10 protein-coding genes are annotated in these 11640 nt (G+C 69.3%); 3 read left to right on the top strand and 7 right to left on the bottom strand.

From position 1 onward, the window contains the following. The first annotated feature begins 27 nt into the window (after window positions 1–27). The 3 genes from AC3EVP_RS03295 (at window position 28) to AC3EVP_RS03285 (ending at window position 3392) form a co-directional block, all read left to right on the top strand. The gene (locus tag AC3EVP_RS03295; protein WP_335977550.1) at window positions 28–1011 is read left to right on the top strand and encodes an ABC transporter permease; all 984 of its coding nucleotides are present in this window, start codon (window positions 28–30) and stop codon (window positions 1009–1011) included. Window positions 1012–1124: 113 nt separating this feature from the next. Continuing rightward, a complete protein-coding gene (locus AC3EVP_RS03290; RefSeq protein WP_335977553.1) occupies window positions 1125–2186 on the top strand; it encodes an ABC transporter ATP-binding protein in 1062 nt (353 codons plus the stop codon). 21 nt (window positions 2187–2207) lie between these two features. Further along, window positions 2208–3392 (top strand): ABC transporter ATP-binding protein, encoded by a 1185-nt coding sequence (locus AC3EVP_RS03285; protein ID WP_435125771.1) that lies wholly within the window; start codon window positions 2208–2210, stop codon window positions 3390–3392. A 118-nt stretch (window positions 3393–3510) separates the two neighbouring features. On the opposite strand, the gene AC3EVP_RS03280 is transcribed toward AC3EVP_RS03285, so the two are convergent. The 7 genes from AC3EVP_RS03280 to AC3EVP_RS03250 form a co-directional block, all read right to left on the bottom strand. Beyond that, window positions 3511–4593 (bottom strand): ABC transporter ATP-binding protein, encoded by a 1083-nt coding sequence (locus AC3EVP_RS03280; protein WP_435125768.1) that lies wholly within the window; start codon window positions 4591–4593, stop codon window positions 3511–3513. Then, window positions 4562–5632 (bottom strand): ABC transporter ATP-binding protein, encoded by a 1071-nt coding sequence (locus tag AC3EVP_RS03275; RefSeq protein ID WP_435125765.1) that lies wholly within the window; start codon window positions 5630–5632, stop codon window positions 4562–4564. Before AC3EVP_RS03275 ends, AC3EVP_RS03280 begins: the two co-directional genes overlap by 32 nt. An 11-nt stretch (window positions 5633–5643) precedes the next feature. Continuing rightward, window positions 5644–6564 (bottom strand): ABC transporter permease, encoded by a 921-nt coding sequence (locus AC3EVP_RS03270; RefSeq protein ID WP_335984404.1) that lies wholly within the window; start codon window positions 6562–6564, stop codon window positions 5644–5646. A 70-nt stretch (window positions 6565–6634) separates the two neighbouring features. Further along, a complete protein-coding gene (locus tag AC3EVP_RS03265; protein ID WP_435125763.1) occupies window positions 6635–7558 on the bottom strand; it encodes an ABC transporter permease in 924 nt (307 codons plus the stop codon). A 76-nt stretch (window positions 7559–7634) separates the two neighbouring features. Continuing rightward, on the bottom strand, window positions 7635–9275 hold the full coding sequence (locus AC3EVP_RS03260; RefSeq protein WP_435125760.1) for a peptide ABC transporter substrate-binding protein: 1641 nt from the start codon (window positions 9273–9275) through the stop codon (window positions 7635–7637). A gap of 251 nt (window positions 9276–9526) precedes the next feature. Next, complete coding sequence (locus tag AC3EVP_RS03255; RefSeq protein WP_435125757.1) at window positions 9527–10612, bottom strand: ABC transporter ATP-binding protein; 1086 nt, start codon at window positions 10610–10612, stop codon at window positions 9527–9529. Next, window positions 10605–11630: an ABC transporter ATP-binding protein gene (locus AC3EVP_RS03250; protein WP_435125755.1), complete on the bottom strand. Its 1026-nt coding sequence runs from the start codon at window positions 11628–11630 to the stop codon at window positions 10605–10607. The genes AC3EVP_RS03255 and AC3EVP_RS03250 overlap by 8 nt, the downstream gene beginning before the upstream one ends. Window positions 11631–11640: the final 10 nt, after the last annotated feature.

Here is an 11640-nt window from a genome sequence, read left to right as displayed (position 1 = left end):
CCCGCGCCCCCACGGAAGAGCTCACCGATGCTCCGTTTCCTCACACGTCGCGTTTTGGGCGCGATCGTGATCCTGGTGGCCATCAGCGCCGTCACCTACTTCCTGTTCTTCGTACTACCCGCCGACCCGGCTCAGCTCGCGTGCGGCAAGAACTGCTCCAACCCCGGCATCGTGCGGGACATCCACCACCGCATGGGCCTGGACCTGCCGGTCTACCAGCAGTACTGGGACTACATGACCGGCATCTTCACCGGCCGGCACATGCCCGACGGGCAGAACTGCCCGGCCCCCTGCTTCGGCTTCTCCTTCGCCAACGACCAGGCGATCTGGCCGACCATCGCCGACCGCTACCCGACCACGCTGTCGCTGGCCCTCGGCGGTTCCGCCGCGTTCCTGATCATCGGCGTCGGCCTGGGCATGCTCGCCGCCTGGCAGCAGGGCAAGACCTTCGACCGCGTCGCCAGCTCCATCTCGCTGCTCGGCAACTCGGTGCAGATCTACTTCATCGGCCCGCTGGCCATCGCGCTCTTCGCCGACAAGCTCGGCTGGCTCGACCACGGCCACGACCCGACCTGGTCCTCCGACCCGGTCGGCTCGATCAGCGGCCTGGTGCTGCCCTGCCTGGTCATGTCGGTGATCTTCTGGTCCAACTACAGCCGGCAGACCCGCTCGCTGATGATCGAGCAGCTGTCCGAGGACCACATCCGCGCCGCCCGCGCCAAGGGCATGGGATCGAAGTACGTGTTCTACCGCTACGCCCTGCGCGGCGCCGCGGCCTCCATCATCACGATCTTCGGTATCGACCTCGGCTCCGTCTTCGGCGGCGCCATCATCACCGAGTCGACGTTCGGCCTGCACGGCCTGGGCATGCTCGCGGTGAACGCGGTGACGCAGACCGACCTGCCGCTGGAGATGGCCGTCATGCTCTTCAGCGCGACCGCGATCGTCACCTTCAACATCATCATCGACGCCTGCTACGCCCTCATCGACCCGCGGATCAGGCTGTCGTGACCGCGGCCCCGCACCACCCCCGCGCTCTCGCCGGAGGGCACCCCCTCCGGCGGCCGGCGGGGGGACCCCCAAGCCGCGACCACCAGCGCACCACCCGGTAGGAGACCCCGCCCGTGACCATCCTGACGAAGCCCGAGGCCGAGCCGACGCCTCAGGAATCCGAGCACTTCCTCTCGGTGCGCGACCTGTACGTCCAGTTCGCCACGGAGGACGGCGTCGTGAAGGCCGTCGACGGCCTGTCGTTCGACCTCGACCGGGGCAAGACCCTCGGCATCGTGGGCGAGTCCGGCTCCGGCAAGTCGGTCACCAACCTGGCGATCCTGGGGCTGCACAACCCGCGCAACTCCACCATCACCGGTGAGATCGTCCTCGACGGCCAGGAGCTGACCGGCGCCTCCGAGCACACGCTGGAGAAGCTGCGCGGCAAGAAGATGTCCATGGTCTTCCAGGACTCGCTGACCGCCCTGTCGCCGTACTACACGGTCGGGCGGCAGATCGCCGAGCCCTACATGAAGCACATGGGCGCCTCCAAGAAGGAGGCGCGGTCACGGGCCATCGAGATGCTCGAACGGGTCGGCATCCCGCACCCGAAGACCCGGGTGGACGACTACCCGCACCAGTTCTCCGGCGGCATGCGGCAGCGCGCGATGATCGCGATGGCGCTGGTCTGCGACCCCGAGCTGGTGATCGCCGACGAGCCGACCACCGCGCTGGACGTGACCGTGCAGGCCCAGATCCTGGACCTGCTCAAGGACCTCCAGCAGGAGAGCGGCACCGCGATCATCCTGATCACCCACGACCTGGGCGTGATCGCCAACACCGCGGACGACGTGGTCGTGATGTACGCCGGCCGGGCCGCCGAGCGCGGCACCGTGCGGGACATCCTCCAGACGCCCCAGCACCCCTACGCGTGGGGCCTGCTGGGCTCCATCCCGCGCCTGTCCGCGTCCGTGGACGTGCCGCTCGCGCCGGTGCCCGGGTCGCCGCCCAGCCTGCTGAACCCGCCGAGCGGCTGCCCGTTCCACCCGCGCTGCTCGTTCACCGACCAGGTGCCGGACAGCCTGTGCAGCACACAGCGGCCGGTGCTGCCGGCCGGACGCGGTGCCGCGTGCCACCTCACGGCGGACCAGAAGCGTGACATCTTCATCGAGCAGATCCAGCCGCGGCTGCGCTGACCAGGAGTCGAGGAACAAGCAATGACTGAACAGGTGACCCTGGACAAGGTCCCCGAGCCGCGCCCCGGCGCGGGTGACCGGCTGCTCGAGGTGACGGGGCTGCAGAAGTACTTCCCGATCACGGGTGGGTTCGTCTTCCAGCGGCGGGTGGGCAACGTCCGCGCGGTGGACGGACTCGACTTCCACATCGACGCCGGCGAGGCGCTCGGCATGGTCGGCGAGTCCGGCTGCGGCAAGTCGACCACCGGCCGGCTGGTCACCCGGCTGCTGGAGCCGACCGCCGGCCGGCTGTCGTACGCCGGGCAGGACATCACGCACTCCTCCCGCAAGGAGCTGGCGCCGATCCGGTCCGAGATCCAGATGATCTTCCAGGACCCGTACGCCTCGCTGAACCCGCGGCAGACGGTCGGCAGCATCATCTCCGCGCCGATGGAGATCAACGGGATCAACCCGGCCGGGGGCCGCGAGAAGCGGGTCCGCGAGCTGCTGGAGATCGTCGGCCTCAACCCCGAGCACTACAACCGCTTCCCGCACGAGTTCTCCGGCGGCCAGCGGCAGCGCATCGGGGTGGCGCGGGCGCTGTCGGTGGACCCGAAGCTGATCGTGGCCGACGAGCCGGTCTCCGCGCTGGACGTGTCCATCCAGGCGCAGGTGGTGAACCTGCTCCAGAAGGTGCAGAAGGAACTCGGCATCGCGTTCCTGTTCATCGCGCACGACCTGGCGATCGTGCGGCACTTCTCGCAGCGCATCGCGGTGATGTACCTGGGCAAGATCGTGGAGATCGGCGACCGCGAGTCGATCTACGGCGGTCCGCGCCACCCGTACACGCACGCGCTGCTGTCCGCGGCGCCGGAGGCGGACCCGGACGACGACGGCCGCGAGCGCATCCGGCTCGCCGGTGACGTGCCCTCGCCGATCAACCCGCCGTCCGGCTGCCGGTTCCGCACCCGCTGCTGGAAGGCGCAGGACGTCTGCGCCGAGCAGGAGCCGCCGCTGGTGCAGCTCAGCGGCAGCGCGGACGGCCACCTGACGGCGTGCCACTTCCCGGAGGAGCCGTCGGTCGAGGCGCGCAAGGAGGACATCGTCCTGGACCCGGCGCTGGCCGCGATCGAGGACTCCGCCGCGGAGGCGGCCGCGGAGGCCGAGGCCGAGGCGGCGGCGAAGGCCGCCGAGAAGGCCGAGGGCGGGGCGGACAAGACGGCCTGAGCCCCGAGCGTCGCACGACCGGCACGAACGCCAGGGCCGTGCCCGTCCCCCTCCAAGGGATGCGGGCACGGCCCTGGCGTTTTCCGCGTGCCGGCTCCCGGCGACTCGGTGGGCGCGGTCAGTCGCCCGGCACGATCTGCTTCTCCTCCGCGAAGTGGCAGGCCGAGGGGTGCTCGGCCGGTCCCGCGGTGGACCGGAAGACCTCCGGCACCGCCAGCGGCGGTTCCACCTCCGCGCAGATCTCCTGGGCCTTCCAGCAGCGGGTGCGGAACCGGCAGCCGGACGGCGGGTTGGCCGGCGAGGGCACGTCGCCGTGCAGGATGATCCGCTCCCGGTGCTCGCGCGCCTCCGGGTCGGGCACCGGCACCGCGGAGAGCAGCGCCTGGGTGTACGGGTGGGTGGGGTGCTCGTAGATCTCGGTGTCCGAGCCGATCTCGACGATCTTGCCGAGGTACATCACCCCGACCCGGTCGGCGATGTGCCGCACGATCGACAGGTCGTGCGCGATGAACATGTACGACAGCTGGAACTCGTCCTGCAACCGCTCCATCAGGTTGACCACCTGGGCCTGCACCGAGACGTCCAGCGCGGAGACCGGCTCGTCGGCCACGATGATCTCCGGGCGCAGCGCGAGCCCGCGGGCGATGCCGATGCGCTGGCGCTGCCCGCCGGAGAACTGGTGCGGGTAGCGGTTGATGTACTCGGGGTTGAGGCCGACCACGTCCAGCAGCTCGCGCACCCGGCGCCGCCGGTCGCCCTTGGGCGCGACCTCGGGGTGGATCTCGAAGGGCTCGCCGATGATGTCGCCGACCGTCATCCGGGGGTTCAGCGAGGTGTAGGGGTCCTGGAAGACCATCTGGATGTTCCGGCGGACCGACCTCAGCGCCCGCCCGGAGACCCGGCTGATGTCCTCGCCCTTGTAGATGATCTCGCCCGCGGTGGGCTGCTCCAGGTTCATCAGCAGCTTCGCCACCGTGGACTTGCCGCAGCCGGACTCCCCGACGATGCCGAGGGTCTCCCCCGCGTACAGGTTGAAGGTGACCCCGTCGACCGCCTGCACGGCGCCGATCTGCTTCTTGAACAGGATGCCGCGGGTCAGCGGGAAGTGCTTGACCAGGCCGCGGACCTGGAGGATCGGCTCACGACCGGACGGGTCGGAGGCGACCGACTCAGGCGTCTGCGGACGGGAGGCTGTCGTCATGCAGGGTCTCCTTCCAGAAGTGGCAGGCGCTCGCCCGGTCCTGGCTGACCCGGTACAGCGGGGGTTCGTCGGTGCGGCACACGGCCTGGGCGCGCGGGCAGCGCGGGTGGAAGGCGCAGCCGGGCGGGATGTGCAGCAGGTTGGGCGGCAGGCCCTTGATCGCGTACAGCTCCTGGCCCTTGCGGTCCAGCCGCGGGATGGAGTCGAGCAGGCCCTTGGTGTAGGGGTGGGCCGGCGCCCGGTAGATGTCGTGGACGGGCGAGGTCTCCACGATCCGGCCCGCGTACATCACCGCGATCTTGTCGGCCACGTCCGCGACCACACCGAGGTCGTGGGTGATCAGGATCAGCCCCATGTTGTACTCGCGCTGGAGTTCGGCGAGCAGCTCCATCACCTGCGCCTGCACGGTGACGTCCAGCGCGGTGGTCGGCTCGTCCGCGATGATCAGGTCCGGCTCCAGGGCCAGCGCCATCGCGATCATCACGCGCTGCCGCATACCGCCGGAGAACTGGTGCGGGTACTGCTTGACGCGTTCGCGGGCGGCGGGGATGCGGACCCGCTCCATCAGCTCGATCGCCTTGGCGCGGGCGTCCTTGCGGGAGGCCTTGTGGTGGACCCGGAACATCTCGCCGAGCTGCTCGCCGACGCTGAGCACCGGGTTGAGCGAGGACAGCGCGTCCTGGAAGATCATCGCCATCTTCGCGCCGCGCACCCGGCGCCGCTCCTCGGCGGAGAGCTTGAGCAGGTCCCGGCCCTGGAAGACGACCTCGCCCTGGGTGACGAACCCGGGGGGCGAGTCGAGGATGCCCATGATCGCCTGCGCGGTCACCGACTTGCCGGAACCGGACTCGCCGAGCACCGCCAGCGTCTCCCCGGCGTCCACCGAGTAGTTGACGCCGTTGACCGCTTTGGCGGTGCCCTCCCGGGTGCGGAACTCCACGTGCAGGTCCCGTACGTCGAGCAGCGGGCCGTCGCCGGCGGGCGGCTGCGCGGACGGTGCCGCGGCGGCTTCCGTGGCTCCTGTGCCACCTGTTGGCATCGCGACGCCTCCTAGCGCAGCTTGGGGTCGAGGGCGTCGCGGACCGCGTCGCCGAGCATGATGAACGCCAGTACGGTCAGGCTCAGCGCGCCGGCCGGCCACAGCAGCATGTGCGGCGCGTTGCGGATCTCGTTGGACGCGTCGGAGATGTCGATGCCCCAGGAGACGGTGGGCGGTTTCAGGCCCACGCCGAGGTAGGACAGCGTCGCCTCCAGTGCGATGTACGTGCCCAGCGCGATGGTGCCGACGACGATCACCGGGGCGACGGCGTTGGGCGTGATGTGCCGTACCAGCATCCGGGAGTTGCCGGCGCCGAGCGCGCGGGCGGCCTGTACGTAGTCGTTCTGCTTGGCGGTGATCACCGAGCCGCGGGCGATACGGGCGATCTGCGGCCAGCCCAGCAGCACCATGAACCCGACCACCGGCCACACCGTGGAGTTGGTGACCACCGACAGGAAGACCAGGCCGCCGAGGATCACCGGGATGCCGAAGAAGACGTCGCTGATCCGGGAGAGGATCGCATCCCACCAGCCGCCGAAGAACCCGGCGAGGCCGCCGAGCACGCTGCCGAGGATGACCACGCCGGCGGTCGCGCACACGCCGACGGTGACCGACGCCCTGGCCCCGTAGACGACGCGGGTGTAGACGTCGCGGCCCTGGTTGTCGAAGCCGAAGGGGTGGCCGGGGGCCGAACCCTCCTGTGCCCGGGCGAGGTTGGCCTTCAGCGGGTCCTGGGTGGCGATGGTGCCCGGCCAGATCGAGATGAAGATCAGGAAGAGGATGATCAGCGCGGAGATGATGAAGATCGGGTTGCGCCGCAGGTCGCGCCAGGCGTCGGACCACAGGCTGCGCGGTTTGGCGGCGGGGCCGCCCTCCTGCTCGGGCCCCGGCGGCTGCTCCAGGGTCTGCGCGTCGGAGGCGGCCAGGTCCATGCTGCCGCCGTAGCCGCCGGTCGGTGCGATGGCCTGGTTCGGGTCGATCGCTTCGTTGGGGTCGATCGGTTCAGGCATAGCGAATCCTCGGGTCCAGGACCGCGTAGAGCAGGTCGACAAGCAGGTTGGCCAGCAGGAACACCAGGACCAGGATGGTGACGAAGCCGACCACGGTGGGGGCGTTGTTGCGCAGGATGCCCTGGTAGAGCTGGTAGCCGACGCCGTGGATGTTGAAGATCCGCTCGGTGACGATGGCGCCGCCCATCAGGGCGCCGATGTCGGTGCCGATGAAGGTCACCACGGGGATCAGCGAGTTGCGCAGCAGGTGCCGGGTGATCACCCGGTGCCGGGGCAGGCCCTTGGCGACGGCGGTGCGCACGTAGTCGGCGCGGGTGTTCTCCGCGATCGAGGTGCGGGTGAGCCGGGTGACGTAGGCGAGCGAGACCAGGGCGAGCACCAGCCCGGGCAGGATCAGTTCGTTGAAGGGCGCGCTGGGCGACACCGAGGGCGCGGTCCACTTCAGCTGGACGCCGAAGATGTACTGGAGCACGTAGCCGGTGACGAAGGTGGGCACCGAGATGACCACCAGGGTCAGCAGCAGCACCCCGGTGTCGACCGGCTTGCCGCGCCGCATGCCGGTGATGACGCCGAGCAGGATGCCGATGATGATCTCGAAGATGATCGCCACGATGGTCAGCCGGATGGTGATCGGGAAGGCGCTGCCCATCAGCGAGGTGACCGCCTGGCCGTTGAAGGCGGTGCCGAAGTCCCCGCTGAAGATGTTCTTCATGTAGTGCAGGTACTGGGCGCCCAGCGAGTGGTCGAGGTACAGGTCGTGCCGGATCTGGGCGGCCGTGGCCGGGTCCGGCGCCCGCTCGCCGAAGAGCGCGGCGACGGGGTCGCCGAGCGCGTAGACCATGAAGAAGATCAGGAAGGTGCTGCCGATGAACACCGGGATCATCTGGAGCAGCCGCCGGATCACATAGCGTCCCATGGGGCCTCCTGCACGGAATGCACGGAAAGTGGCCGGAGGCCGCACCGGGTCGCCCCGGTGCGGCCTCCGGCCGGTCTCACTTGACCTTGATCTCGTTGTAGACCGGGACGCTGAACGGGTTGAGGCTGACGCTGCTGAGGTTCGTGGAGTAGCCCGCGCTGCCGTTCTGGTACCACAGCGGAATCGCCGGCATGTCCTTGACCAGCAGCTTCTCCGCGTCCTGGAAGGTGCTGATGGCGCTGCTGGTGTTGCTGTCGGCGTTCGCCTGGTTGACCAGCTTGTCGAACTGCGGGTTGCTGTAGTGCGAGTCGTTGGAGGAGGCGTTGGTGAAGTACAGCGGCTGGAGGAAGTCCTGGATCAGCGGGTAGTCCATCTGCCAGCCGGACCGGAACGGGTTGGTCATCTGCTTGTTGGTGATCCGGTTCCGGAAGTCGGCGAAGGTGCCGGTGGGGGCGCCGACGCAGGCCTTGTTGTTGCCCAGCACGTTGTTGATGCTGTTGCAGACCGCGTCCACCCACTCCTTGTGCGAGCCGGTGTCGGCGTTGTAGCCGATGGTGATCTGCCCGCCGGGCAGGCCGCCGCCCTGCTGGATCAGCTGCTTGGCCTTGGTGGGGTTGTAGTCGCAGGTCTCACCGCACAGCCCGGCCTTGTAGCCGCCCGCGTCGCCGAGCACCGGGGAGGTCCAGTCGGTGGCGGGGGTGCGGGTGTTCTGGAAGATCTGCTGGGTGATCTGCTTGCGGTTGATCGCCATCGACAGGCCCTGCCGGACCAGGGCGGACTTCGCCGACGACCAGCGGCTGTCGTAGAGCGGGAAGGCGATGGTCTGGATGATGCCGGCCGGCTCGTTGATGTAGCGGCTGCCGAGGTCGGACTTGACGTTCTTCAGCTGCGAGGCCGGGATGTCGTCGACCAGGTCGATGTTGCCGGCCTGGAGGTCGGTGTAGGCGGTGTTGTTGTCGGTGTAGACCCGCAGGTCGACGCCGTTGTTCACGGCCGCGTCCGGACCCTTGTACCCGTCCCACTTGCGCAGGGACATCTGGGTGCCCTTGGTGTACTGCTGGATCTTGTACGGGCCGTTGCCGACCGGGTTCTTCAGCCAGGCCGCCTGGTTGGTGAAGAACGACTGGGGCAGCGGGTAGAACGCCGAGTAGCCGAGGGTGTCGGGCCACAGTGAGAACTTCTGGTTGAGCTTCACCTTGAACTCGGTGTCCGACACCTTCGTCAGGCCCGAGAGCTTGGTGGCGGTGGACGTCGCGCCCGCGGCGTTGGGGTGCACCTTGTCGTAGCCGTCGATCTGCTCGAAGAAGAAGGCGTTGAGCTGGGCGTTCTTCAGCAGGGCGCCGAAGTTCCAGGCGTTGATGAAGGAGTCGGAGGTGACCGGCTCGCCGTTGCTGAACTTCCACCCCGGCTTGATCTTGATGTCGAAGTTCTGCGAGTCGGTGGTGGTGATCGACTGGGCAATCATGTTCTCGGCCTTGGCGGTCTTCGGGTTGTACTTCTTCAGGCCGCGGAAGATCATGTCGAGCACCTTGCCGCCCTGCACCTCATTGGTGTCGGCCGGCTCCAGCGGGTTCTGCGGGTCGCCCCACGAGGCGCGCACGACACCGCCGCTGCTGCTGCCGCCGCCACTGCTGCTGCTCCCGCCGCCGCAGGCCGTGGCGGCCAGCGCGACCGCCAGCACGCCCACCGCACACCTCACGCGTGTGGCTCCGCGCATCGAACGCCTCCTCATGGGTCCCAAAGGGCATGTGCGTACTCATGACACCGCAATAAGGGCATACCCGCACTTCTTGACTCCGTGTCGCGGGTCGAAGTGCGGGTCAGGAGGCGGTCGGGCGGCCGAAGTTCACCCGGGTGGACGCGTCCGGCGCGGCCTGCGGCCGCACGTACGGCGCAGCGCCCCGGTCCGCGGGAGGCGGTCCGGGGCGCTGCGTTCGTACGAGCCGGGGTGGCGGTGCGCCAGGTGTGTCAGGCCGCGTCGGCGGCCCCGCCCACCACCTGCCGCTCCTCCGCGAAGTGGCACGCCGACTCGTGGGCGGCCGGGGTGTCGGTGCCGGCGAAGACCGAAGGCACCGCGAGCAGCGGCACCTCCTGCGCGCACCGCTCCTGCGCCTTCCAGCAGCGGGTGCGGAAGCGGCAGCCGGACGGCGGGTTCGCCGGCGAGGGCACGTCGCCGGTGAGGATGATCCTCCCCTTACCCGCGGCGGCGCTCCCCTCGCCGCCCGCGGCGGCGCCCACCCGCTCCTCGCGCCCGGTGGGGTCGGGCACCGGCACCGCGGAGAGCAGTGCCTGCGTGTAGGGGTGGGTCGGGTGCTCGTAGATCTCGGCGTCGGTGCCGATCTCCGCCATCCGCCCCAGGTACATCACGCCGACCCGGTCGGAGATGTGCCGCACGATCGACAGGTCGTGCGCGATGAAGAGGTAGGACAGGCCGAACTCGTCCTGGAGCTTCTCCATCAGGTTGATCACCTGCGCCTGCACCGAGACGTCCAGCGCGGAGACCGGCTCGTCGCAGATGATGATCTCCGGGTTGAGGGCCAGGCCGCGGGCGATGCCGATGCGCTGGCGCTGCCCGCCGGAGAACTGGTGCGGGTAGCGGTTGATGTACTCGGGGTTGAGGCCGACCACGTCCAGCAGCTCGCGCACCCGGGCCCGACGGTCGCCCTTGGGGGCGACCTCGGGGTGGATGTCGAAGGGCTCGCCGATGATGTCGCCGACCGTCATCCGGGGGTTCAGCGAGGTGTAGGGGTCCTGGAAGACCATCTGGATGTTCCGGCGAACCGCCTTCAGCGCCCGCCCGGACAGCTTGGTGATGTCCTCGCCCTTGTAGAACACCTCGCCGGAGGTGGCCCGCTCCAGGTTCATCAGCAGCTTCGCCACCGTGGACTTGCCGCAGCCGGACTCGCCGACGATGCCGAGCGTCTCCCCCGCGTACAGGTCGAAGGAGATGCCGTCGACGGCCTTGACCGCGCCGACCTCCTTCTGGAACAGGATGCCGCGGGTCAGCGGGAAGTGCTTGACCAGGTTGCGGACCCGCAGGATGGGCTCAGTCACCGATCGTCTCCTTCCAGAAGTGGCAGGCGCTGCCGCGCTCGGCGCCGACGGTGTGCAGCTGCGGGACCTCGGTCCGGCACACGTCCCGCGCGATCGGGCAGCGCGGGTGGAACGCGCAACCGCCGGGGATACGGGTCAGGTTGGGCGGCAGGCCCTTGATCGCGTACAGCTCCTGGCCCTTGCGGTCCAGCCGCGGGATCGACTGGAGCAGGCCCTTGGTGTAGGGGTGCGCGGGCGCCCGGTAGATGTCGTGCACGGGCGAGGTCTCCACGATCCGGCCCGCATACATCACCGCGATCTTGTCGGCCACGTCCGCGACCACACCGAGGTCGTGGGTGATCAGGATCAGGCCCATGTTGTACTCGCGCTGGAGCTCCGCGAGCAGGTCCATCACCTGCGCCTGCACGGTGACGTCCAGCGCGGTGGTCGGCTCGTCCGCGATGATCAGGTCCGGCTCCAGGGCCAGCGCCATCGCGATCATGATCCGCTGGCGCATACCGCCGGAGAACTGGTGCGGGTAGTCGCCGATCCGGTCCTTCGCCGCCGGGATGCGCACCCGGTCCATCAGCTCGATCGCCTTGGCGCGGGCCTGCTTGCGGGACATCCCCTGGTGCACCCGGAACATCTCGCCGAGCTGGTAGCCCACGCTCAGCACCGGGTTGAGCGAGGACAGCGCGTCCTGGAAGATCATCGCGATCTTCCGGCCGCGTATCCGGCGCCGCTGCTCCGCGGACATCTTCAGCATGTCCTCGCCCTGGAAGAGGATCTCGCCGTGCGTGATCCGGCCGGGCGGCATGTCCAGGATGCCCATCACGGTCTGCGCGGTGACGGACTTGCCGGACCCGGACTCGCCGAGCACCGCCAGCGTCTCGCCCGCGCGCACGGAGTAGTTCACGCCGTTGACGGCGCGGGCCACCCCGTCGCGGGTGTGGAACTCCACGTGCAGGTCGCGCACGTCGAGCAGCGGGGTGGTGGACGCGGGCGCCGCGGCGCCCGCCCTCTCGTCGGTGACAGTCAACGTGACGCCT

The sequence above is a fragment of the Actinacidiphila sp. bgisy144 genome, assembly GCF_057708105.1.
Note: the sequence above shows the minus strand (reverse complement) of the source record. Positions and strands in the feature narration are given on the sequence as shown.